25 protein-coding genes and 1 tRNA gene are annotated in these 23,870 nt (G+C 63.5%); 13 read left to right on the top strand and 13 right to left on the bottom strand.

Translation table 11 applies throughout. The features are described 5' to 3' along the window. Positions 1-668: IS256 family transposase (locus FGW20_RS03805; protein ID WP_301676772.1), on the top strand; the 668-nt coding region annotated here is incomplete at its 5' end. A 338-nt stretch (positions 669-1,006) separates the two neighbouring features. Here FGW20_RS03805 and FGW20_RS03810 read toward each other — a convergent pair. The 3 genes from FGW20_RS03810 to FGW20_RS03820 all read right to left on the bottom strand — a co-directional run bounded on the left by FGW20_RS03810 (position 1,007) and on the right by FGW20_RS03820 (position 4,209). Beyond that, positions 1,007-3,214: a PAS domain-containing sensor histidine kinase gene (locus FGW20_RS03810; protein WP_301676773.1), complete on the bottom strand. Its 2,208-nt coding sequence runs from the start codon at positions 3,212-3,214 to the stop codon at positions 1,007-1,009. A 374-nt stretch (positions 3,215-3,588) separates the two neighbouring features. Further along, positions 3,589-3,673 (bottom strand) — tRNA-Leu (locus FGW20_RS03815). 119 nt (positions 3,674-3,792) lie between these two features. Next, the gene (locus FGW20_RS03820) at positions 3,793-4,209 is read right to left on the bottom strand and encodes a hypothetical protein (protein ID WP_301676774.1); all 417 of its coding nucleotides are present in this window, start codon (positions 4,207-4,209) and stop codon (positions 3,793-3,795) included. A gap of 357 nt (positions 4,210-4,566) precedes the next feature. Between FGW20_RS03820 and FGW20_RS03825 the strand changes: the two genes are divergently transcribed. After that, on the top strand, positions 4,567-4,824 hold the full coding sequence (locus tag FGW20_RS03825) for a cupin domain-containing protein (RefSeq protein WP_301676775.1): 258 nt from the start codon (positions 4,567-4,569) through the stop codon (positions 4,822-4,824). Between the two features lie 329 nt (positions 4,825-5,153). Next, a complete protein-coding gene (locus FGW20_RS03830; protein WP_301676776.1) occupies positions 5,154-5,777 on the top strand; it encodes a hypothetical protein in 624 nt (207 codons plus the stop codon). A 6-nt stretch (positions 5,778-5,783) separates the two neighbouring features. Here the strand turns inward: FGW20_RS03830 and FGW20_RS03835 are convergent, their stop codons facing one another. From FGW20_RS03835 to argH, 10 genes are all read right to left on the bottom strand, one after another. Then, positions 5,784-6,962 (bottom strand): aminotransferase-like domain-containing protein, encoded by a 1,179-nt coding sequence (locus FGW20_RS03835; RefSeq protein ID WP_301676777.1) that lies wholly within the window; start codon positions 6,960-6,962, stop codon positions 5,784-5,786. 41 nt (positions 6,963-7,003) lie between these two features. Further along, positions 7,004-8,743: a DUF2070 family protein gene (locus tag FGW20_RS03840; protein ID WP_301676778.1), complete on the bottom strand. Its 1,740-nt coding sequence runs from the start codon at positions 8,741-8,743 to the stop codon at positions 7,004-7,006. A gap of 80 nt (positions 8,744-8,823) precedes the next feature. After that, entirely contained in the window at positions 8,824-9,714 is an 891-nt protein-coding gene (locus tag FGW20_RS03845; RefSeq protein WP_301676779.1) for a carbohydrate kinase family protein, read from the bottom strand. Continuing rightward, positions 9,711-10,049: a DUF555 domain-containing protein gene (locus FGW20_RS03850; RefSeq protein WP_048185638.1), complete on the bottom strand. Its 339-nt coding sequence runs from the start codon at positions 10,047-10,049 to the stop codon at positions 9,711-9,713. Before FGW20_RS03850 ends, FGW20_RS03845 begins: the two co-directional genes overlap by 4 nt. A gap of 23 nt (positions 10,050-10,072) precedes the next feature. After that, positions 10,073-10,600: a nitroreductase family protein gene (locus FGW20_RS03855; RefSeq protein ID WP_301676780.1), complete on the bottom strand. Its 528-nt coding sequence runs from the start codon at positions 10,598-10,600 to the stop codon at positions 10,073-10,075. Next, positions 10,587-10,943: a hypothetical protein gene (locus FGW20_RS03860; protein WP_011843700.1), complete on the bottom strand. Its 357-nt coding sequence runs from the start codon at positions 10,941-10,943 to the stop codon at positions 10,587-10,589. The genes FGW20_RS03855 and FGW20_RS03860 overlap by 14 nt, the downstream gene beginning before the upstream one ends. Before the next feature lie 56 nt (positions 10,944-10,999). Next, entirely contained in the window at positions 11,000-11,296 is a 297-nt protein-coding gene (locus tag FGW20_RS03865) for a DUF5350 domain-containing protein (protein WP_301676781.1), read from the bottom strand. Between the two features lie 73 nt (positions 11,297-11,369). Next, a complete protein-coding gene (gatE, locus tag FGW20_RS03870) occupies positions 11,370-13,226 on the bottom strand; it encodes a Glu-tRNA(Gln) amidotransferase subunit GatE (protein ID WP_301676945.1) in 1,857 nt (618 codons plus the stop codon). Beyond that, the gene (gene gatD / locus FGW20_RS03875) at positions 13,226-14,455 is read right to left on the bottom strand and encodes a Glu-tRNA(Gln) amidotransferase subunit GatD (RefSeq protein WP_301676782.1); all 1,230 of its coding nucleotides are present in this window, start codon (positions 14,453-14,455) and stop codon (positions 13,226-13,228) included. Before gatD ends, gatE begins: the two co-directional genes overlap by 1 nt. After that, positions 14,455-15,933, bottom strand: coding sequence for an argininosuccinate lyase (gene argH / locus FGW20_RS03880; protein WP_301676783.1), 1,479 nt, complete (start codon positions 15,931-15,933; stop codon positions 14,455-14,457). The genes gatD and argH overlap by 1 nt, the downstream gene beginning before the upstream one ends. Before the next feature lie 544 nt (positions 15,934-16,477). Between argH and FGW20_RS03885 the strand changes: the two genes are divergently transcribed. The 10 genes from FGW20_RS03885 to FGW20_RS03930 all read left to right on the top strand — a co-directional run bounded on the left by FGW20_RS03885 (position 16,478) and on the right by FGW20_RS03930 (position 23,867). Then, positions 16,478-17,458, top strand: coding sequence for an ABC transporter substrate-binding protein (locus tag FGW20_RS03885; protein WP_301676784.1), 981 nt, complete (start codon positions 16,478-16,480; stop codon positions 17,456-17,458). Between the two features lie 121 nt (positions 17,459-17,579). Next, positions 17,580-18,356: an ABC transporter permease gene (locus tag FGW20_RS03890; protein WP_301676785.1), complete on the top strand. Its 777-nt coding sequence runs from the start codon at positions 17,580-17,582 to the stop codon at positions 18,354-18,356. A gap of 1 nt (position 18,357) precedes the next feature. Further along, the gene (locus FGW20_RS03895) at positions 18,358-19,119 is read left to right on the top strand and encodes an ABC transporter ATP-binding protein (protein WP_301676786.1); all 762 of its coding nucleotides are present in this window, start codon (positions 18,358-18,360) and stop codon (positions 19,117-19,119) included. A 61-nt stretch (positions 19,120-19,180) separates the two neighbouring features. Then, complete coding sequence (locus FGW20_RS03900; protein WP_301676787.1) at positions 19,181-19,693, top strand: 50S ribosomal protein L16; 513 nt, start codon at positions 19,181-19,183, stop codon at positions 19,691-19,693. A gap of 102 nt (positions 19,694-19,795) precedes the next feature. Further along, entirely contained in the window at positions 19,796-20,635 is an 840-nt protein-coding gene (locus tag FGW20_RS03905; protein WP_301676788.1) for a fumarate hydratase, read from the top strand. Continuing rightward, positions 20,629-21,189, top strand: coding sequence for a FumA C-terminus/TtdB family hydratase beta subunit (locus tag FGW20_RS03910; protein WP_301676789.1), 561 nt, complete (start codon positions 20,629-20,631; stop codon positions 21,187-21,189). Before FGW20_RS03905 ends, FGW20_RS03910 begins: the two co-directional genes overlap by 7 nt. Next, positions 21,186-21,458 (top strand): 4Fe-4S dicluster domain-containing protein, encoded by a 273-nt coding sequence (locus FGW20_RS03915; protein WP_301676790.1) that lies wholly within the window; start codon positions 21,186-21,188, stop codon positions 21,456-21,458. Before FGW20_RS03910 ends, FGW20_RS03915 begins: the two co-directional genes overlap by 4 nt. Further along, positions 21,455-22,555: a 2-oxoacid:acceptor oxidoreductase subunit alpha gene (locus tag FGW20_RS03920; RefSeq protein ID WP_301676791.1), complete on the top strand. Its 1,101-nt coding sequence runs from the start codon at positions 21,455-21,457 to the stop codon at positions 22,553-22,555. Before FGW20_RS03915 ends, FGW20_RS03920 begins: the two co-directional genes overlap by 4 nt. Then, complete coding sequence (locus FGW20_RS03925) at positions 22,552-23,340, top strand: thiamine pyrophosphate-dependent enzyme (RefSeq protein ID WP_301676792.1); 789 nt, start codon at positions 22,552-22,554, stop codon at positions 23,338-23,340. Before FGW20_RS03920 ends, FGW20_RS03925 begins: the two co-directional genes overlap by 4 nt. Beyond that, positions 23,337-23,867, top strand: coding sequence for a 2-oxoacid:ferredoxin oxidoreductase subunit gamma (locus FGW20_RS03930; RefSeq protein ID WP_301676793.1), 531 nt, complete (start codon positions 23,337-23,339; stop codon positions 23,865-23,867). Before FGW20_RS03925 ends, FGW20_RS03930 begins: the two co-directional genes overlap by 4 nt. Positions 23,868-23,870: the final 3 nt, after the last annotated feature.

Genomic DNA, 23,870 nt, shown 5'->3' on the forward strand with positions numbered 1-23,870 from the left:
ATCTCTTCGTGGATGCTTCCTACTACAAAATCCGGGACGGAGCACGGTACGTCACCAAGGCGGTCCTGGTGGTCGCCGGAGTGCGCGAGGATGGTTACCGGGAGATCTTGGGCGCGAGAGTCACCGATTGTGAGAATGAAGAATTCTGGTCAGGAATGTTCGAGGAGCTCAACGAACGGGGACTCACCGGGGTTCAACTGGTCGTCTCGGATGGGCATACCGGCATCCAGAAGGCGGCTGAAGCCGCCTTCCTCGGTGCATCCTGGCAGATGTGTCAGGTTCATTGTACCCGAGCCGTCTTGAGGAATATTCCTCGGAAACATCAGAAGGAGGTTGTAGAGGGGCTGAAGGAGGCCTATGGAAGTGAACAAAGGCTTCAAGATCTCGCCGATGACCTGAATGCCAGGGGGTACCGGAAAGCAGCCAATACCATCGAACGGTTCCTCCCGGGGTTGATGAGTTACACGGCATTCCCAAAACAGCACGGGAAACGGATCCGAACCACAAACCTGATGGAACGGGTCAATAAGGAGCTAAAACGAAGGACCAAGGTCGTAGGAGCGTTCCCAAATGAGGAAGCCCTTCTCCGGCTGGTCGGATCTATCCTGATGGACATCAACGAGGAGTGGGTCACCGGCAGAAGGTATTTGACCATGGAGAAGGAATGATCAGGCAAGGAGACGGGGCTCAGGCAAATTACAGAAGATCTGAGACGTTACCAATAAAGCCCTTCCGCTTCGAAAGGAATGCAGAATTAAGACGATTTCGCCAAGGCTAAGGAGGTCCAAATCTTGGAAAATGTGGGGCGAGCTTTGTTTGAGAGGAGACATTCCCGGACAATCTCCCATAACAAAATCTGACTTCTCCGGTTAAATAATAATATCGTGCCAAAATAGAATTTGCGGAATGCAAGGGACACGATTCCAACCCACGGACCCCTGCGGGAGCGGATCGTAACCAGGCCCTCTCGGCAAGCAAAACACCTGCGAATGTGCTTCCGAAAACATCAGTCACTCTCCGGCGCCGTTGCAACCGTGAACCGGAACGCCGCCCCTTCCTCCGGCCGGCCCGGCACCCGATCGTCGACCCAGACCATTCCACCGTAGCGCTCGACCAGGATCCGCACGAGGTACAGCCCGAGCCCTTCGCCGACGCCCCGGCGTTTCTGCTCGTATCGGTGAAAGATCTCCTGCTTTTCTGTGTCAGGGACACCCGGCCCGGTATCCTCGACAGAGACCAGCACCCTGCCGTCCAGTTCTTCCACCCGGATGACGATCTCGACATCCGGACCGCCGTGCTTGACGGCATTGCCGACGAGATTATCCATGACCACCGGGAACAGATCGTCGCCCCATACCCGGGAACTCGCTCCGTCGTAGAGAATGGTGCTGCTCGGGGAGCTCCGGATCACTCCCCTGATCGCCGCATCCAGACCCACCGGCCGGAGTTCGGAGGTCGTCCGATGAATCCGGCGGATGGTGGAGACGGTCCTCAGGATCTCGATGCTCTTCTGGACGCTACGCTGGAGTTTTTTCACGTATCCGATCTCTTCCTCCTTCCCCTGCAATGCCTCAATCAGAATGTCGGCATAGAGATTCGAGACATTCTCGGTGTTGCCGATGTCGTGGGTCAGGATGTCGAGATACAGGTTCGCCTCCCGGTTTGCTATCTTCAGGTCGCGGTGGAGCCTGGCGAGCTCGGCGGTATGCCGCTTGAGCGCCTCTTCCTCCCTCTTGCGCTCGGTGATATCCTGGTTTATTCCAAGTTGACGAACAGCCTTTCGTTCCGGTCCCTCGCCCTCGAAGTACATCTTCCCTGCCGTCCGGTTCCACACCATACCGCCATCCGGGCGGATAATGCGAAACTCGGTCTCGTAGGTACCGTCTGTGGCCGGATCGAAGGCCCGGGCAAGCACAGCCTCAACCCGCGCCCGATCGTCGGGATGAATTAACCCGATGAACCCTTCGTATCCAGGCCCCCCCCTTCCGGAGACGCCAAATATCCGTTTCGATTGTTCGTCCCAGTTGGCCTTCCGGGTCCTGAGGTCGAAGTCGAACGTCCCGAATTGGGCGGCTTCGAGCGCGAGAGACAGACGTTCCTCACTCTCGCGCAATATCTCGGCCGCACGCGTTCGTTCCATGAGCGAAGCGGTGTGCGATGCCGCCAGATCGATCAACCGCAGATCATGCTCCGTGAAGTGATGCGGCTGACGGAAGTGCGTTGAGATCATGCCGAAGAGTTCACCGTTGGCGAGCAGCGGCGTACTTTGAGCCGCCCGGTAGCCGAGTTTGGCAGCGGGCGTGCGATGGGCGGCCGCAGCAGGATCGCTCAGAGTGTCCTCAACGATAATGCGTTGCCGCGTCTTCAGCGCACGGCCGCATGTCGAGGGGTAATCCGGAGCGATGACTGCCGGCAGGGACGCGATCGCGGCCTCATCGAGGGCTCGGGTCGCCATAAATTTCAAACCGCCGGTAACAGGGTCGTAGACCTGAAGGGTTCCCATCTCCGCGCCGACCAGATCGATCAGCTCATCCAGCGCTTCCTGCGCCACGGTTTCGATATCCGACATCGCGAGCAGACGGGTGCTGAAGGTGTGGAGTTTGGTCAGCGTTTCTACCTCGAGCGCCAGTTGCCCTTCGCTGCGATGCAATGCATCCTCGGCTTGCTTTTGCCCGGTGATCTCCCGGGCGACTATATTGATAGCCACGACTTCCCCCCGGTCATTCTTGAGCGGCGACCAGGTCTCTTTCCAGTACCGCACCGCACCGGGCCGTGCCGGGGTCTCCCCCTGAATCTCCGTATTGAGCACGGCTTCACCCGTCTTTACAACCTTTCGCGTGAGTTCCTCTGCCGCATCCGCAAGGTCCGGCAAGATCTCCCGGACTCTCTTACCGATGTGCTCTCCGATGGAATATCCATTCATCTCCGCAAAAATTCTGTTGATACGAAGGTACCGGGTATCAGTGTCAATAAGGCATAGTCCGATTGGGGCCAATGCGTAGATCAGATCGAGCTCCTGCTTGCCATTCAGAAATGCCTCGTTTTCAACGCGTTTCAGCCTCTCATTTTCACGCCGAAGCGCATCGATTTCTGTTTGGAACTCCTGCAACCGCTCTCGAACACACTGTTCGACCTCTCCGGAGATTTCCGGCGCCGTTTTGCCCAGTCCGGCGGGATAGGAACATTCGGGTATGTTTTCTGAGGGAGACGGCATCTGAATCAGAGGTTCCTTTTAAATGATAAGAGGGTATTTTCCCCGGGAGATAATAACAATAGCCTTTACAGTAGCGACTTTGCCGATCAGAATCATTTTATGACCACCGGGAGTTTTCCCGGATTGTAATGCGAGGAACCCGGCATAAAGGGCATAGTTGCATGAATCGTCTTAGACGCATACCGACGATCGTAACGTGCGAGCATCAGGGTTCCGTCACCACACGCCCGATCTGCTCCGCGCGCCTGCGGGAGGCGGGGGCGTAAGAGATCTCAAGGGCAACCGTGCCCCCGGGCGATAAAACCCGCGTATTTGCAGAAGAAGCGCTCAATTGCAAAAAGGGCACTAATTATTCAAGAATAACCATGACAACATGCGAGGGGTGGGATTCGAACCCACGGACCCCTTCGGGACCGGATCTTAAGTCCGGCGCCGTTGGCCGGGCTTGGCTACCCTCGCTCGAAGAGAACCAGTACCTATTGTCGACCGCAGGTATTAAGTCCGACGCCCGGGGGAGCCTTCGAAAAAAACCGAGTCCGGCAACCCCTTCCCGCCGCAACCCCCGGATGTTCGGCCGCCTACCCCGCACGTGTCCTGATAAGCCCGATCCCGAGTACCAGGAGCCCCACGGCGAGGAGCACCGCTCCGGCATACACGAGGTAGATCAACGCGTTCGGCTCCGTCGCCCCCGGATCGAGGACGGAGAGGAAGAAGCCAAGCGGCAGCAGGATCGCGGAGAACGGGATCGCCTCCCGCGCGACCCGTTTCCACCCGTCCGAAAGGTTCGCCTCGTCAACGTACCGGAGCGCCACGAGCGCGAGCACGAGGACGACGCCCGCGTGCCCGTGCCCGGCCCGCCAGAGGGCCTCCCGCAGGGGGTTTTCCATATAGGCGGGATCGCTCGTCAGCAGCGAGAGGATGCTGACGCCGCCGTATATGACGGCCGGCAGGACGACCAGGAGCATGCCGGCCGTTCGACGTGACTCTGGTTCCATGGCAACCCTTCACGAACGCTGCACTATTTCAAGGCAGCTGCCGGAACTCCCCGGCCAGCGTCTGTCCTGCATCGGCCGCCCGGGTTTGCACGCAGGTGTCAAAAGGTATTTGAGGCCGGGGCCGAACCTGCGCACGATATCGTTATGCGTTCAGAGATATCCCGAAATAACAGAGGGCAGAATGGAAACAGATCGTAAATCGCAGAATAGCGGCGCGGACAGTCCCGAAGTCCCCTACTGGCACGTCTGGACCGACGAGAACGGCGTGAGCCGGCAGGACCGCTGCCGGATGAGCGACTTCGAATTCGCAAGCGTATCGAGCGGTGCCGCGTCGTCGTCGTCCTGCCCGCGGGCTGGGTGGGCGAGTGGCGCGAGTTCCCGGAGCCGCAGTGGATCGTGCCGCTCTCGGGCCGCTGGTTCGTCGAGACCATGGACGGCACCCGCGTGGAGATGGAGGCAGGCGACCTCTCGTTCGGGAACGACCAGAACACCCAGCCCGACGAGCGGGGGCAGAGGGGCCACCGTTCGGGGACGGTGGGTGACGAGCCCGCGGTGCTGATGCTCGTCCAGGTGGAGCGCGGGCCCGACCCCGGCCGGCCGTGCCTGGAGGGATAGCAAGACCTGATCGTGGAGGCATAGACCCAACTCCTGAACTCCGCGGCTCGAAGCCTACGGCTTCTCAAACTCCTTCCCCAAAGGGAAGTCGTTCTTCGCGTAAGTTAGTAGGTGCAGATAGCAATATAATCTCACGCGAAGCCGCGAAGGACGCGAAGATCGGCTTATCCGAGAGGGGACCGCCCTTCGCGGCTTCGCGCTCTTCGCGTGAGATGACGATTTATGAGCGATGGTACGGCCTCATGCGAAGTGCGACGGACGGAACGTCCGGGGCATGAGCACCGTTAAGTACGAAGACACGAAGGGAATGCGAATCCGGGGAGAAACCGATGACCAGAACACTCCTTGCGGCGCTCTCGCTCGCGGTTGCAGGCGCCTGCTTCTTCGCGTACCCTGCGATCCGGCCGTACACCGATGAAGCGTCCCTCGCCGGCGCCGGGGCATTCGCCTCCCCCGCATGGCTCCTCTCACACACGCTCGCCATGGTCGGGTTCATCCTGCTCGTGCTCGGGCTGCTCGGCCTCTATGGCCGTCTCCACGAAACTAAGGCCGAACCCCGGGCCATCGCGGCGCTCGTCCTGACCTGGGCCGGCGTCGGGCTGACCCTCCCCTATTACGGGGCCGAGACGTTCGCGCTCGCCGCCGTGGGCCGGGAGGCGATCGAGCAGAACAGCGTCGATCTCCTCCTCACGCTCACAGACGCGATCCGGTTCGGGGAAGGCGTCTGGCTCTTCGGTGCGGGCCTTCTCGCTCTTGCGGCCGGGGCCATCCTCTTCGCAGCCGCGATCTGGCGCTCGGGCATCCTCGCCCGGTGGAGCGGCATCCCTCTCGCGCTCGGCTTCGCGCTCTTCCTCCCGCAGTTCTTCACCCCACCGGCCGTCCGGATCGCCCACGGCCTGCTCGTCATGGTCGGGTGCTGGCTCGTGGCGTGGAGCATGATAAAACGCCGGTAGCCGCCCTCACGCCAGCCTCCTTACCACCCTCGCCAGCCGGTGCATCCCCTCCGTAATCTCCTCCTCGCCCGCCGCCGAGAAGTTCAGCCGGATCGTGTCCTCCCCGCCGCCGCCGACGTAGAACGGCACCCCGGGAAGGACCGCAACACCCTCTTTGACGGCCTCACGGAAGACCTCCATCGACGAGACGCCGTCCGGCAGGGCCGCGGTCATGAACATCCCGCCCTCGGGGCTGGTGTGGGTCGTGCCCGGCGGCATCAGGTCATCGAGGAGGTCGCACATCAGCCGGCAGTGCCTGCCGTAGACCGCCGAGACCCGGGCGACGTGGGCGTCGAGATCATGGGTCGAGAGGTAGCGGTGGAGGATCACCTGGCAGAGGAAGTTCGAGTGCAGGTCGGCCGCCTGCTTCGCGACGTTGAACTGCCGGAGAACCGGCGCCGGCGCGTATATCCAGCCGATCCGCATCCCGGGTGCGACGATCTTCGAAAACGACCCCGAGATCACCGTCTGCTCCGGGAGGTGGCGCTTCACCGGCGGCCGCGGCTTCCCGTCGAAGAAGAGTTCCCCGAAAGCGTCGTCCTCGTAGAAGACCGTATCCGCCCCCTCGAGGACCTCCGCGACGGCCCGCCGCTTCCCTTCCGAGTAGGTTCTTCCCGAGGGGTTCTGCGAGTTCGGGATGCCGTAGAAGAACTTCGGTGCGTGACCGCGGATGAGCGACTCGAACGCCGCGAGATCCGGCCCGTCCTCTTCCAGGGGAACCGAATAAAAATCCGGCTCGTAGAGGGAGAAAGCCTCGATCGCGCCGAGGTAGCCCGGTCGCTCCATCCCGACGGCGTCGCCGGGATCGAGGAAGATCTTCGCGACCAGATCCAGGCACTGCTGGGAACCGTTCACGATCTGGATCTCCTCGGGCATCGCCGGGAGGCCGAGCCTTCTCCGGTAACGGTCGGCGATGAACTCACGGAGCGGCAGGTAGCCGTCCGTCGTCGTGTACTGCAGCGCCGTCCGCCCCTCTTCGGAAAAGACCTCGCGGGCCGCCTCCCGGATTCCCTCGACGTCGATGTATGCCGAGCCCGGCAGCCCTCCTGCAAACGATATCACCCCGGGGACTCCCGAGACCCGGAAGAGTTCTTCGAGGAACGACTCCGGAACCCGCCCCATCCGGGAAGAAAACCGGTACTCCATAACCAGTATTGAACGGCCCAAAAGAAAAGATGCCGGGTATCCTACTGCAGCATGATGTAGGCGAAGACCGAGAGCAGGAATGCGAGCACCAGGATCATGAAACTCAGCGGGGCGATGAACGCGAGCATCGCGTTCACGGTGCTCGCGAGCTGCGAGACCCGCTGCGACCCGAAGACCGTGATCCCCTCGCACGAGGCAGTCGCCGCTCCCACACGGGCCCCCGAGAGGTCAGCGAGCGCTTCGTGGACTGCCTGCTCAATGTAGGGGACGAACTCCTCCGCCGGCACCGCGTAGCCGATCGGGTTCTTCCCGCTGATCGTGTTCACCGTATGCGTGTCGGTCGTCATGATCTCCGCCTCATCGACGTGGGCGAGGGCCACCGCCCGCAACTGCTCCCGGACACCCTGCGCCACGTTGTTCCCGTCGATCAGGACGTAGGCCGCCCGCTTCCCCTCGACCTCCGTCACCAGCGCCTGCACCCCGAGCGACCCGAACCCCTGCTCGCGGGTGAACGGAACCCGGACGTGGGAGACGCCGATCGCGAGAGGTTCGAGGGGCAGGTCCCGCGCGACCTGGAATCCCTCGCGTGCGGCGGCGATGTACTCCGTCGCGATCCGCGTCGCCGGGAGAACCGGGGAGCCCACGCTGGTCATGCAGTTGTGGGCGTCCACAAAGGCGACCTCCGAGAGGGAACCACGCCCCTCCGCCATGATAGCCATCCCGATCGAGTAATCGAGATCCTCCGTCCGCTCCGGCGACCGGGTGCTCACCATCAGGAGGGCGTCCCCGAACCGCTGACAGAGGATCGAGACCGAGCCCGATTCGACCCGGACAGGACGGCTCGCGACTGCGGAGAAGGCGAGCCCCTCCCGGGACGCCTCCACGGCGCGGGCGATCTTTTCAATCTCGCTCTCCGAGACCAGGTTGAAGTCGTGGGTGGCGCAGCCGTGGGCGACCAGCGTCTCCTCGGGAAACGCATCGTGGAGTATCCGGGGAAGGTTACCGCCCCCCACGTCCCCCATCGGGCCGGGGTGGACGTTCGGGACGGTGAAGAGGACGTCTTTCCCGGACTCGCGGGAGAAGAAGAGTGAGACCTGGGGAACATAGACCTCCTCGCCGATCTCGCGGAAGAAATCCTCCATGTTCTTCGAGCCGTCGGTCAAATGAGCGATGAAGGTGTTGAGGAAATTGAGCCCGCTGATCTGGAACGCCCGTTTCAGCGGCCGCTCGATAAGCCAGATCAGGAAGACGAAGACCAGCCCGAAGACCGCCTGGAGGAGGAGGGCGTAGGGGACGAATCCGGGAGTGAAGAACCAGGCCCCGACCGCTATGGCGGCTGCGCTCTGGGTGAACGCGGGAAGAGCCATCCGGCTGATCCGGTAGTCGGCCACGGCTACGAGAACCAGTAGCCGGAGACCGAAGGTCAGGCCGAGCGCGATCGCATAGAGCGTGGGAAAGAGCCCACGGCCAAAGAGGAGAACCGGCGAAAGGCTCAGGATCACCGTAAGGACCGTGCAGGCCAGGGCGAGGAGAGCCGACCGGTTCCAGGTGATATGCCGGCCGAAGACCCCCACGAGCGGCACCGTCAGCAGGAAAGCGATCAGTGCCGGAACCGAAAACCCGAGGGTGCCGACCAGGAAGAACTCGGTCCCGGGCCGGTAGGTAGCTATGTCGATGACGAGCCCGAGCACCACGATGATCGCAAGCGACCGCGGCCAGGACGGGGCGGAGAAAATGTACCGGGTGAGCCGCTCGACGCGCACGTCGGGGCCGGACTCCATCAAGCGCCTCCGGAAGATCTCGGGCCGGACCCGCCGGCCAGCACAACGATCCCGGCCATCAGCGCTGTATTTCCCATAATTCAGACAATAATTTCGCCGGGCTCGTCAAAGACCTTCCGATACCGTGCAAGCATCCGCTCCCAGTCGGGGAGGTTTGTCTGGGTGCCTGTCCGCTCGACGACGAAGGATGAGACCACCGCGCCGATACGGCAACAGTCGACCGGGGCGTAGCCCCTCCGAAACGCCGTGAGGAACCCGGCACGGTAGCCGTCGCCGGCACCGGTGGGATCGACAGCCTCGACCGTGACGGCCGGGACGTGGTATTCCTCGCCGTCAATCCAGAGGATGCTCCCCTCCGCCCCCCGGGTTGTAACCGTCATCGGAACCGACGCGACGAGTGCGGTGCTCTCCAGCCCCAGCATATCGCACATCCGGTCCATCTCGTGGTTGTTCGAGAAGAGGATATCGATGTTTGCGAGGATGATCTCGAGCTGATCCGGGGTGTAGCGGAGGAGATCCTGCCCCGGGTCGAAGGAGGCGAACTTGCTCTTCTGGGCCACCCGGACGTTGAAGTCGGGGTCGGCCGTCGCCATATGGACGAAGTCGAGAGCGGGAGCCTCCGCACGGGAGAACCCGGTGGACGCCCCCCACTCAAAGAAAGTCTCCTGGTCGCCGTCGTCGTCCGTGAAGACGTACGCGGTCGCGGTCCGGGCATCCTCCACCTGGGTGAAGTCCTGCACGATCTCAAGACTGTGCAGCCACCGGTCGTAGTCGCTGCCCGGAAAGTCCCCGCCGACCGCAGAAACCAGCCGGCACCGCTCCCCGAGCATCGCAATCCCGGCCGCGATGTTCGCCGCTCCGCCGCCGAAGTAGACCTCGTGACCGGTGATGTAAGTCGAGTTGTGCCGCCCGGGGAGTTTCGGCACCCGGAAGAGATGGTCGATGGCGGTGTGCCCGACGACGGAGATCATAACTCCTGCACTTCCTGGACTTTCAGCGGCACGTCGTGAAGTGCTTTCCCGACGACCGACTTCGCTATCCTGGCCGCATGCTCTTCGGACTCGGCCCGGAAGACCTTCATCTGCAGCACGAGCCCGACGAGGGCGGTGCCGGCGACCACGAGAGCGGTGTTCAACTCCCCCTCGCAGAAGGGGCAGGCGATCATCCCCGCCTCGATCTCCACGAACTTCGCCGAGGGGTTGAGCCGTTTTCCGGCCTCGCTGATCGCGATGCTCACGGCATCGTCCATAGACTTGACGTCTTTAATTATCCACGCTGATTCAAGCGTAACCAAATAATCCGGCATATTCTCTCCGAGAATGTTAGATCCTACCAGGTCTCGCGGTGCAGGTGCTCCTCAATGGGCATCCGTTCCATGGGCTCGAGCGGCGGCCTCCCCCTCCCGACCGCGAGGAGCGCGACGGGACGGATATGTTGCGGGAGACCGAGGAGATCGCGAACCTCGCTCTCCTCGAACGCCCCCGTCCAGCACGAATGCAGGTTCCGGGCGTGGGCGGCGAGCATCATGTAGGTGCAGGCGATCGTGGCGTCCTCAAGCGCGTAGAGGATCCCCCGCTCCCCGTAGTGCGACATCGACCGGACGTAGTTCGCGCAGACCACGAAGACCGCCGGGGCCTCCCGGATGTGCACCTGTTCGAGAGCCGCGGCCGCGAGTTCCAGCCTGACATCGTCGTCAGTGACGACGACGACGTCCCAGGCTTCACGGTTGCCAGCGCTCGGTGCCGTACTCGCGCAGGCGAGGATGTAGTCGATATCCTCCAGATCGAACGGCTCCCCGGAGTATTCCCGGACCGACGACCGTGCTCTCAGGAAACGGAGGAGATCAGAGGAGTTCATGTTCTTTGAGCGTTTCCCATGCGGCCTGGGCTGCGGTCGTGGCGGCGCTGACGGCCCTGCTCATCCGTTCCGACGCGGCGCCCAGGTCCATACTCTCTGTCAGGCTGATCGCCTCGTTGAGGTGATCGATGGCCTTCTTGAATTCAGAGAGTTCCGTATCCCCATACGCAAACTCGAGTTCCGAACGGATCGACTCCAGCACCATCACAAGCATCCGTTTTCCGCCGGGCTTCTCCTGGAGCGGAAACTGGATCAGGGCTGTCGTCAGCTGCGACCCCACAATCAGTTCGGACTTCGCCCGTTCGGCAAACTGATATGTCCTGATGGCGGTTTTGAGATCCATACCACATACTGGAACTCTCAAGTATAAAAAGTATTGAAGGAGAAGAGGGGGATGGCTTATCTCGATTTCTGCTTGGTTCCGAGAGCCGAAACCTTCGCGCGGCGTATGCCCCGGCGCACCCGCACATCGACCACCGAGCCTCTTCCTCCCCGGCCCCGGCCGCCGCGCCCGCCACGTCCGCCGCGGCGCTGATCCTGTCCTTCCCTGCTTTCCCGCTTCTTGATAGCCGCTGCAGGCTTGAACCGCTGGTTCGGGCCGGGTTTCTTCACTTCGCCTTCACGTGCAGGGACGAGCCGAATCTGCCCCTTAACGCCCTTGACCTGGGCCCACTGAACACTTCCTGTCTTTCCCATGATAAACTCCTTTATATTTATGCACCGATCCGATGATAAAAGTAACCCGGCCGGGACGGGCCCGGGCCGGGGATCAGGAGAGTAACCGCTGGAGCTCGCGTCGGAGGGTCTCGCTGATGACCTTCCCATCGACGCTCCCGCGGAGTTCCTGCATGACGACGCCCATCAGGGGGCCGAGCGCGCCCATACCTTTCTCCCGGGCGAACGCCTCGCGCTCGGTAACGATGCGGCGCACGATCTCCTCCACGTCTGCCTGCGAGACGGCGGGCCCCATCTTCTCGATGGCCGCGTCCACCCGTTCTCCGGGCGCTCCGGCGTCTCCGGCGGTCCGCGCGAGTTCGGTGAGGAGATCGGGAATCGCCTCCTTTGCCGCCCGGCCGCCCTCAACCGCCGAGAGAAGGGCAAGGATCTCCTCCTCGCTCACCCGGGCGACCTCGACACCGTCGCGGGCGAGCTCCCGGCAGGTGGCAAGCAACGTCCGTGCAGCAAGGGTGGGGCGGACACCGGCGGCGACCGCCTCCTCGAAGAGCGGCAACCGCTCGGAGAACGCCACCTGCCGCGCCAGCCCTTCGTCGAGCCCAAACTCCCGGACAAACCGCGCCACCCGGTCGGTGAGGAGTTCGGGAATCTCGACACTCTCCCAGAGTTTCTCGTCGATCGTGATCGCAAAGACGTCGGTCTCGGGGTACATCCGGGCGGCTCCCGGGAGCGGACGCATGTAGGCCGTGCTCCCTTCTTCGAGCATCTTCCGGGTCTCCTCAGGAACGCCCGAGAGGGCCATCTCCGCGCGGATCATCACCTGCTCGGCGGCACACCCGGCACGTTCTCTCCCTGCCGCGACGATGACGACGCAGTCCCCCTCCACGGCGCCGACGAACTCGCGCAGGCGAGCCACCTCTTCTGCCGTGACGCCGTAGGCAGGGAGTTCGTCGGTGTGGAAGATCCCGCCGACGCCGCACTTCTTCGCGTAGTCCGACATCTCGCTCCCGAGACGCCTTCCGGGCTGGATCTCCCGGCCGACGAGGCCCGCGAACCCGCAGAGCCGGACGGCGAGGACGGCCTTCGCCTTCTTCAGGATCGAGGACTTCGTTTCGGCAAAGAGGGCGGTGACGTCGATGACGGTGTGGTCGACCCGGGCGCCCCTCTCACGGAGGGTGTCACGGATCGCGAGGAGGTTCGTCTGCCGCTCGACCTCGCGGCGCACCACCTCGGCGATCAGGTCGAGGTCCTGGACGCCCTTGATCTCCACCCGGGCGCCGTCGGCGATGGAGACGTTGATGTCCTGGCGGATCGTCCCGAGCCCGCGCTTCACCCGGCCGGTGGAGCGGAGCACCATCCCAATATGCGCCGCGACCTCCTGGACGGCCTCGGGGGTGTGCATGCAGGGGGCGGTGGTGATCTCGACAAGCGGGATCCCCAAGCGGTCGAGAGAGAAGGTTTCGTCTTCCACCCGCTGCGCCGCCTCCTCCTCCAGGCAGATCGTCTCGACCTGGCAGCCGCCGGGAAGGGCGCCGGAGAGCGCGACGAGCGCCGTCCGCTGGAACCCGCTGGTGTTCGAACCGTCGATGACGAGTTTCCGCATCGTATGCACCCGCTCGACCGGGGTCATCTCGAGCATCTTTGCTATCGTGAGGCAGACCTCAAGGGCCTCGGGGTTCATCGGGGCCGGGGGCTCCTCGTCGTGCTCCACCAGGCAGACCGTGTCGTAGGTGTAGTAGCGGAACTTCCGGACGAGTTTCATCTCCTCGCGTGCCGCACGGTCGATCTCGCCAAGCTCGCTCTCCGTCGCACGGAGGTAGCGGTGAAAATCCCCGGTTCGCTCGGAGGCATCCCTGAGGGTGGTCGGGCACCGGCAGAAAAGCTTCTCGGCGGTGTCGAGCTGCTGGTGAATCTCGATACCGGCCTTGAGGCCGAGTTTCTCGTAATCCATCATATCGACCTCCGCCGGATCTCGCCAGCAAGATCGGTCTGCATCAGCACCCTTGCCCGTTCGGGGTCCGGCTCGTTCCCGAGCACCCACATCAATTTGACGAGCGCCGCCTCGGGAAGCATATCCTCGCCCTCGATGACGCCGGCGGACAGCAGGTCCCTTCCCGTGTTGTAGACCCGGTCGCAGACCCGGCCGTGCAGGCACTGCGATGTCATGACAACGGTCGTCCCATCCTCGATCATCTCCCTGAGCCGCGGGATCCACTCAGTCGCCACGTGTCCGAGCCCCGTCCCCGATATGACCAGGCCGGCGTAGCCCTCGAAGGCGTCGAGGACCGCGGGAGGCATCCCGGGGTAGAAGTGGAGGAGGGCGCACCGTTCCTCGAGCGCATCATGGAGTTCCGGCTCTTCGGTTCCCCGCCGGACCGCCTCGTCCGAGAGGGTGACGGAGAGCGATGGGTAGTCGACGTAGCCGAGCGGCTCCATCCCCATGCTCTGGAAGGCGTCGCGCCGGGAGGTGTGCATTTTGCGGACTCTCGTCGCCCGGTGGACGGCGCAACGGTCGTCGTTCGTCGTCGCGTGCATCACCACCGCCACCTCGCCGAGATCGCCGGCGGCGACGGCGGCGCTGCAGAGGGCATTCATGGCGTTGTCGGAACTCGGGCGGTCGGCGGACCGCTGCGACCCGACGAAGACGACCGGCACCGGGGTCTTGAGCATGAACCTGACCGCCGCGGCCGAGTAGGCCATCGTGTCGGTGCCGTGAGTGACGATCACCCCGGCGACGCCAGCCCGGATCTCGTCATAGACCGCCCGGGCGAGCTCCCGCCAGAGCGCCGGCTGCATGTTCTCCGAGAGGATGCTTGCAATCTGGCAGTCGCGGTAGCGGGCGATATCCCCGAGTTCCGGGATCGCCCGCAGGATATCGCTCACCGAGAACTGGCTCATCACCGCACCAGTCCGGTAGTCCACCCTGCTCGCGATCGTCCCGCCGGTGGAGATGACGGCGAGGTCGGGGAGATCGGGGTTCTGGACGACGACCCCCGCGCCTGCCGCCGGCTGTGAGGCCGGGCGCTCGACGAACTCGATCTTCTCAAGCGACGTCCCGATATTGTAGCCGCTCTCCAGTTTGATGACGGCCATTCCGTCCCGTTCGGCGATGTAAGTGCCGGTGAGCGCGGTTCCGCCGTTTGCGTACCGCACCAGGTCACCGGTCTGAAGACTCTCCATTATGCTGCAAACCTCCGTGCTTCAAGGATAAGGTGTTCGAATGCGTTCGTTAGTGCTGAATCCGTCTCCTCCGCCCAAGCTGCATCGCGGGAGAGGCGTTCTTTCTCTTCCGAGATCTGCGCCGCGACCACCGCGGGCGCCGGGCCGCCGACGATCCCGCGCACGGCAACAGCGTGGCGGGGATCAAGGACGGCGTCGATCTTCTCCTGGGTTATCCCCAGGTCCACGACCGAGAGGTCGGCCGCTTCGCGAGCGGCGGCCTCGAGTGTCGCGAGGTCGAGCGATCCGTGCCTGACCGCCCGCCCGACGATCCGGTGGGCGGTGCGGAAGGGGAGCCCGTACTCCCGGACGAGGACGTCGGCGAGTTCCGTCGCGGTTGAGAAACCTCTCCCCGCCTCGGCGGCCATCCGCTCTGTATCGAATGCTGCAGAGTCGAGCATTCCGGCGAGAAGCGGGATGCTCTGCCGGGCGGCTTCGACGCCGCGCCAGAGGTGCGGGGTCAGTTCCTGGAGGTCGCGGTTGTAGCTCATAGGGAGGCCCTTCGTGATCGTGATCGCCGCTGCAAGCGAGCCTGCGGCCGACCCGGCCTTTGCCCGCATGATCTCCGCCACGTCCGGGTTTTTCTTCTGGGGCATGATCGAGGAGGAGGAGCAGTAGGCGTCGTCGAGCCGGACGAACCCGACGAACGCGGTGCTCCAGAGGACGAGTTCCTCGCAGAGCCGGCTCACCGACGTCATGCAGATGGAGGCATCGGCAAGCACCTCGATTGCGAAGTCCCGTGCTGCGACCGCGTCCATGCTGTTTGGTGCCGGGCGGGCGAACCCGAGGAGCCGGGTGGTGTAAGCGCGGTCAAGGGGGAACCCTGTCGAGGCGAACGCCGCCGAACCGAGCGGCGAGGCATCCACCCGGGCATACGCCTCACGCAGCCGGGCCGTATCGCGGGAGAAGGCCTGCTCGTAGGCGAGGAGGTAGTGAGCCAGCGTCGTGGGCTGGGCGTGCTGGAGGTGCGTGAAGCCCGGCATCACCGTCTCCGTATGGCTGGCGGCGACGTCGAGCAGGGTCACCCTGAGATCGATGAGCGACCGCACGAGAGCGAGGATCTCTTCCTTCAACCGAATCCTGATGCAGGTCGCGACTTCGTCGTTGCGGGACCGGCCCATGTGGAGGCGGCCGCCGAAGTCCTCGCCCACCCGGTCGATGAGGTATGCCTCCTTGCCCGCATGGACGTCCTCGAACCGCTCGTCGAACGCCTCCTCCGGGAGGCCGTGGTCGTAAAGATCGAGGAGCGCCGCCATCAGCGCACGTGCCGGGGCCTCGTCGATGATCCCCTGCCGCGAGAGACCGAGGAGGTGCGCCATATCCACGAGGAGGTCCGCCCTTGCAATCCAGCGGTCGGCGTCCATCGATGCAAGAAAGTGCTCGAGATCGCCCGACCGCTCGCCGGCAAGACGGCCCTGCCGAATCTGATCCGAACGCATTATATCAACAATCCTGTCTGTACCGTTTGACCGGGGGAGAGATTAAAACCACGCTCCCCCTGCCCGCACGTTACGAGGACGGGGATGTGAGAGTGGCGTGCGTCTGTCAACGCAATGCCAGTTCGCTTTACAGGGGCATACCGCACTTCGAACAGTTAATCGACATTGACCCTTCCTTCGACCACACATCCCCGTTCACGGCTTTCCACCGAATATCGCCGTAGAGGGGTGGGGCTGACGGGGAGGGGGGAGCATCCCCCCTCCCCTGTCCCCTCCCCCCTAATGTGATACCCCCACGATCCAGTGCATCGGAATTGTTGGCAACTCCTATGTTCTGGCAGTTGTAATCAGAACGAGCGCCACAGTGGACTCCGATAGTCAGCCCGTGGTGCCCACACATCTCCCCACCCCGCACTCGATCACCCCTATAAGGAAAAAACAGAAGCAAAATTTACCACCAAAGTATAACAATTCCCGGATTTTCGACAATACTATATACTGATAACATGAAGACTAAAACATCCATATACGGATGGAGAGACCAATGAGATCGTTAACCGCAATTCTTCTGGCCGTGGCCCTGGTCGCGGCGTTCACGTTTGTAAGCGGGTGCACCGAAACCAGCGACGCAACGCACCTGCGGATCGGCTACCAGCCGAGCACGCACCAGGTATCCCACACCACCGCGATGGAGAAGGGATGGTGGCAGGAAGACCTCGAAACACTCGGCATCACGCAGGTGACCGACTATGAGTTCGGCACCGGCGCTCCCGAGATGCAGGCGATGCTTGCCGGCGACCTTGACATCGCCTTCGTCGGCGCCGCCCCGTTCGTCGCGGCCGTGAGCAGCGGGCTCGACGCGAAGATCATAGCCGCGGTGCAGACACAAGGGTCCGACCTGGTGCTCAGGAGCGAGATCCCGTATGAGAGCCCGCAAGACCTCGTGGGCAAGAAGATCGCCACCTTCCCACCGGGAACAATCCAGGACACCATCCTGCGGTCCTGGCTTGAAGAGAACGGCGTCGACCCCGCAAGCGTTGAGATCATCGCCATGGACCCCGGCGCCGCCACCACCGCCATCTCTGCAGGGCAGGTCGACGGCGTCTTCCTGCCCCACCCGTCCCCGGCCATCATCGCGGCGGAGGGCACGGGAAGAACCGTGGTTAAATCGGGCGAGATGATGAAAGACCACGCCTGCTGCGTCATGGTTGCAAGCGGCTCCCTGATCCGCGACCACCCCGAGATCGTCGAGCAGAGCGTGAAGACCCACATCAGAGCGACGGAGTACAACCTCGAACACCCCGACGAGGCCGCATCCATCTACGCAACGAAGACCGGACAGAACGTCGAGACCGTGAAGGCGTCCTTCCGGGACTGGGACGGCACCTGGACCGCCGACCCGCACGTCATCACGACATCGGTCGTCGAGTACACCGAGCTCCAGTACGAACTCGGCTACATCAGCAACCCCCTCACGGAAGACGACCTCTTCGACTTCTCGTTTTACGACAGGGCCCGGGCATAACCCGGGAACTTCACCCATTTTCACCCCAAAAGTATCTTTTATGGGCGTGCCGATGAAATACTGGAGAATCATCCTGGGTAAGCCCCCCGCATCGACAACAATCAGCCAACGGAATAAAGACATGAACAGACAGACACAGAAACGACTACTCGGCATCGCAGCGCTCGTCGTTGCGGCTGCGATCTGGCAGATCGTCGCCGAATACGTGGTGAGGCGATCCTTCATCCTCCCGAGCGTCACCGACGTCGCCGGCGCATTCGTAAACCTCCTCGAGTCCGGCACCCTCGTTGCCGATATCGCAGTAAGTTTACAGCATTTCGGAGTAGGGCTCCTCGCAGCGCTCCTTCTCGGCGTCCCCGTAGGGATCCTGATGGGATGGTTCCGGGTAGCGGACTTCCTGCTCGACCCGATCATCGAGATCCTCCGCCCCATACCGCCACTCGCCTGGATCCCGTTCGCCATCATCTGGTTCGGGCTCACCACCCAGGCGGCCGGTTTCGTCATCTTCGTCGGGGCGTTCTTCCCGATCCTGACCGCGACCTACGCCGCGTTCCGATCCGTCCCGAAGGTCTTTGTCGAGGCGGGCAAGGTGCTCGGGTGCGACACGTCTCTTGAAGTGATTCGCTACGTCGCCCTTCCCGCCGCCGTCCCGGCGATCGCCTCCGGGATCAGGATCGCCATGGGTGTCGGGTGGATGTGCCTCGTGGCCGCCGAGATGTTCGGCGTCTCCCGGTCAGGGCTCGGCTACCAGCTCTGGCATAACTACTACCTCCACCAGATGCCCAACGTCGTCGTCTATATGCTGATCCTCGGGTTTGCGGGCCTCATCATCGACCGCATCTTCCGAAACTACGTCGACCAGAGGCTCCTGCGGTGGCATGCCGGGGAGGTGGCCTAGGATGAGCGGGGTTACGATACGGGATCTCGGCAAAGCCTTCCCGAAGGAGGACGGAACCGCGACACAGGCACTCGAGGGCGTCAACCTGGAGATCGGCGATACTGAGTTCGTCTGCCTGGTCGGGCCGTCGGGATGCGGGAAGACGACGCTTCTCCGGATCATCGCCGGGCTCGAGACCGCGACCACCGGGGTCGTGACCGTCGACGACCACGCGGTCACCGGCCCGGACCCCAAGCGGGGGATGGTCTTTCAGGAGTACTCCCTCTTCCCCTGGCGGAGGGTGATCGACAACGTCGCCTTCGGCCTCGAGATGAAAGGCGTCGCAAAGGAGAAGCGCCGGCAGACGGCGGATCGCTACATCGAGATGGTCGGCCTCTCCCAGTTCCGGGACGCCTACCCCTACGAGCTCTCCGGGGGGATGCGGCAGCGCGTTGCGATCGCACGAGCGCTCGCAAACGACCCTGACGTCCTTCTCATGGACGAACCGTTCGGGGCGCTGGACGCCCAGACCCGGAACCGGATGCAGAAAGAACTCCTCTCCCTCTGGGAGCAGACGAAGAAGACGATCGTCTTCGTCACCCACAGCGTCGACGAAGCGGTCTACCTCGCCAACAGGATCGTCGTCCTCTCACCGCGCCCGGGATCTGTCCAGGAAGTCATCAAGATCCCCTGGCCGCACCCCCGGGACCGCACCAGTGCAGAGTTCGCAGAAGTCCGGCGAAGGGTGCTCCGGATGATCGACGAGACCGAAAACACCCAGTAAGGTTTATTAGAGGACATCTCCATTTTATAAAGCACTCAATGATCGGCAGGAGTTTTTAACGATGGTACGAAAACCAGCGAAGATGTACAGGAATCTCGCAAAGAAAGCATATACGCGCAGGGAATACATGGGCGGCGTGCCGGGCAGCAAGATCGTGCAGTTTGATATGGGCAACCTCACCGAGGAGTACCCGGTCGAACTCTCCATCGTTGCCGAGGAGGCCTGCCAGATACGCCACACGGCCCTTGAGGCCGCCCGTATCGGCATCAACCGGCAGCTCCAGAAGGAGGTCGGGAGAGCAAACTTCCACTTGAAGATCCGGACGTTCCCGCACCACGTCCTCCGTGAGAACAAACAGGCGACCGGCGCAGGCGCAGACCGTGTCTCGGAAGGCATGCGCCTCGCCTTCGGGAAGGCCGTCGGCACCGCGGCGCGGGTGGATAAGGGCCAGAAGGTCTTCTCCGTCTGGACGAGCCCGCAGTACGTCGAGAAGGCCAAGGTCTCGCTCAAGCGCGGCATATACAAACTTCCGACCCCCGCAAGGATCATCGAAGAGCGGGCGCCGACAGCATAAACCCGCATCATTTCCCATCTTTTTTCCGGGGGACTCCCCGCAGGCGGCGTATCCGCTACCAGGGAAAATATAGGTATTTATAGTCTCTTCCCACCAGTATACATGATGGTTCATCCGGCAGATCCGACGCTTTCGAGCGCACTGGCAGACGCCACAGAGAGGGCGTTGCAAGAGGCTGAGATCCGGCTGCCTCCCGATGTGCTCGCGGCGCTCCGGAGGGCAGCGGTTGCCGAGAGGGACGAGATCGCACGCCAGGAACTCGGAAATATCCTCGAGAATATCGCGCTTGCAGAAGAACGGCAGGTGCCGATCTGCCAGGATACCGGCGTGCCGGTGGTCTACCTCACCCTCCCGCCCGACGTCCCGTTCTCACCCGCCCTCTTTGAGGGAGTCCGGGAAGGGGTGCAGAGAGCGACGGTCACGATTCCCCTCCGCCCGAACGTCGTCGACCCCCTTACCCGTGAGAACACCGGCGACAACACCGGTGTGGGGATGCCTGCAGTCCACGTGACGCCCGGGGAGAGGCTCACGGTGACGGTTCTCCCGAAAGGCGCGGGTTCGGAGAACGTCTCGAGGGTCGGGATGCTCCTCCCCTCGCAGGCAGGGGAGATCCCCCGGTTCGTCGCCGAGACGATGCTTCTTGCGGGAGGGAAGCCCTGCCCACCCGTCATCCTCGGCGTCGGGATCGGCGGGACGTTCGATATGGCGGCCGCCCTTGCAAAGGAAGCGCTGCTCCTCCCAGTGGACACCATGGACAACTACGAGCAGGAACTCTGCGACGTGGTCAACGCACTCGAAATAGGGCCGATGGGGCTCGGCGGCGACACGACGGCGCTCGCAGTGAAAGTGAAACGCGCCGGCTGCCACACCGCGTCCCTCCCGGTGGCGGTGAACGTTCAGTGCTGGGCCTGCCGCCGGGCGACCGTGGAGGTGGAATGGTGAACCTCCAGACCCCGCTCGGCACCGAGGTGCTCGACCTCCGGGCAGGCGATACGGTCACGCTTTCGGGGACAATCTACACCGCCCGGGACGAGGCCCACGTGCGGATGATGGAAGAAGGCATCCCCTTCGATCCGGAGGGCGCCGCGGTCTACCACTGCGGCCCGGTGGTGCAGGACGGCCGGCTCGTCGTCGCCGGCCCCACGACATCCGCCCGGATGAACAGGCTCTCGGAATTCCTCATCGACGCGGGCGTCCGCGCCCTCGTCGGCAAAGGCGGCATGGGGCCGGAGGTGGTCGAGCACCTCCGGGGGCGCGCCGTCTACCTCGCGCTCACGGGCGGGTGCGCCGCGCTCGCCGCCTCCCGAATGACCCTCAAAGGCGTCTATTTCGAAGATCTCGGCATGGCCGAGGCGGTCTGGGTTATCGAGGCCGACAACCTGCCGCTGACGGTCGGGATCGACGCCCACGGCGGCGATCTCTTCCGCGCCGTACGCGAGAAAGCGAAAACACAATTTCACCAGCGATTCAATATCAAACAGGATACCGTCTCATGAAACTCGTCATCGATGAAAGCCGCTGCAAAGGATGCAACCTCTGCGTGCTGGTCTGCCCTTACGGTATATTTCAGGAGGGAACGGAACTCAACAGCCGGGGAATCGTCACCCCGGTCCTCGACCGCCCCGAACGGTGCACGAACTGCAGGCTGCAGGCCCTCTACGGCCGGATGCTCTGCGGGGTCTGCCACATGATCTGCCCCGACCAGGCAATCAACTGGGTCGAGGAGAAGCCGTTCGAACCGCACAAAGTGGAGGTGGAGTTTTGAGCCGAACCGAGTTCATGCAGGGGAACGCCGCCTGTGCTGAAGGCGCGCTTGCCGCCGGGTGCCGGTTCTTCGGCGGCTACCCCATCACGCCGTCGACCGAGATAGCCGAGGCCATGGCCCGGAGACTCCCAAAGGCCGGCGGGGTCTTCATCTCCATGGAGGACGAACTCGCGAGCATCGCCGCGGTCATCGGCGCCGCCTGGACGGGGACGAGAGCCATGACCGCGACGAGCGGCCCCGGGTTCTCGCTGATGATGGAGAACATCGGCTACGCGGCCATGACCGAAACGCCGTGCGTCATCGTCAACATTCAGCGCGGCGGCCCGAGCACCGGGCAGCCGACACGGGCGGCGCAGGGGGACATGCTCCAGTGCCGGTTCGGGTCACATGGCGACTACAGCACCATCGCGCTCACCCCGAATTCCGTCCAGGAGATGTTCGACCTGACCGCAAAGGCGTTCGACCTCGCCGACCGGTACCGGGTCCCCACGTTCGTGATGTCCGACGAGATCGTCGGCCACATGCGCGAGCGGGTGACCATCCCCGACGCGGTCGAAGCCGGACGCCCCCGCCCGCTTGCGGAGGGCGCTCTCCCGTTCGAGGGAGGGGACGATGGGATCCCCGGGTTCGCACCCTTCGGCTCGGGGAGGGCCGTCCACGTGAGCGGGCTCACCCACGACGAGCGGGGCTACCCGGACACGACCGATCCCGAGGCGCATGACCGGCTGGTGCGCCGGCTGGTCGCGAAGGTCGAGTCGGCACGCCGGGATATCGCCGACTACGAGGCCGTCAACCCCGACGCCGAGACGGTCTTCGTCACCTACGGCCCGCCGTCGCGGACGGTGGAGCAGGTGATGCGCGACCGTCCCGATGAATCGATCGGCCATTTGCGTCTCCGGGTCGTCTGGCCGTTCCCTGAGTTCGCCCTCAAGGTCTTCCCGAACGCCAGGACCTTCCTGATGCCGGAACTGAACATGGGCCAGATGGTGCGGGAGGTGCAGCGCCACGTCGACCAGCCGGTCATCTCCATCCCGAAGATCGGCGGCGAACTGCATACCCCCACCGAACTCGTCCGGGCGCTGGAGGCGTACCGATGATCGCGCCCGACTGGTTCCGGGACGACCGCCTGCCGCACATCTACTGCACGGGGTGCGGGAACGGGACGGTCATCAACTGCACCCTTGCGGCAGTCGAGGAGATGGGCTGGAAACGGGATGAAACGGTCTTTGTCTCCGGAATCGGGTGCTCCTCCCGGGCCCCCGGCTACATCCTCACCGACTCGCTCCACACCACCCACGGCCGGGCGCTCGCGTTCGCTACGGGCGTGAAGATGGCGCGGCCGGACCTGCACGTCGTCGTCTTCACGGGAGACGGCGACCTTGCCGCCATCGGCGGGAACCACTTCATCCACGCCTGCCGCCGGAACGTGGATATGACCGTGATCTGCATGAACAACCATATCTACGGCATGACCGGCGGGCAGGGGAGCCCGACAACCCCGGCGGGAGCCATCTCGACGACGACGCCCTACGGCATGAGCGAACCGGCCTTCGACCTCGCGGAACTTGCCGTCGCTGCCGGCGCGAACTACGTCGCCCGGTGGACGTCCTACCACGTCAAGGAACTCACGAAAGCCGTCGCCGCCGGGCTGCAGACGCCGGGGCTCGCCTTCATCGAGGCGAGAACCCAGTGCCCGACCAACTACGGCCGCCACAACAAGCTCCGACGGGTCTCGGACATGATTGAGCATCTCCGGAGCCACGCGATACTCGTCCAGAAGCACGACCGGTTGGTCGCAGAAGGAAAGCCAATCCCCGAAGGGGCCTTCACCGTCGGAGAACTGGTCCGGCGGAACCGGCCGGCGATGGGGGTGCAGAGATGAGGCACGAGATCAGGTTCTCGGGATACGGCGGACAGGGGGTCCTCCTCTCCGCGGTCATCCTCGGGCGGGCGGCGGCGCTCTACGACGACAAATACGCCGTCCAGACCCAGGTCTACGGTCCGGAGGCGCGGGGCGGCGCCTCGATGGGGCAGGTGGTGATCGACGACGAACCGATCCTCTACCCTGAGGTGACCGAGCCGGATATCTTCGTCATCATGTCCCAGCAGGGGTTCGAAAAGTACGGGATTCGCGCCGGAAAGGATGCAGTCATGCTCCTCGATGCCGACCTCGTCCGGTCGCGCCCGGACTGCCGCTATTACGAGATCCCGGCGACATCGGAGGCGAAAGGCACTCTCGGACGGGAGATCGTGGCGAACATCGTGATGATCGGCGCCCTCGTGACCGCAACCGGGGTCGTGAGCAGGGAGGCGATCGAGCGTGCGGTGCTCGACAGCGTCCCGAAAGGCACCGAGGAACTGAATGTGAAGGCGTTAAAGAGGGGATTTGAACTCGGAGAACGGGCGTGAACC

It is taken from the genome of Methanoculleus methanifontis, from assembly GCF_030464365.1.
GTDB lineage: Archaea > Halobacteriota > Methanomicrobia > Methanomicrobiales > Methanoculleaceae > Methanoculleus > Methanoculleus methanifontis.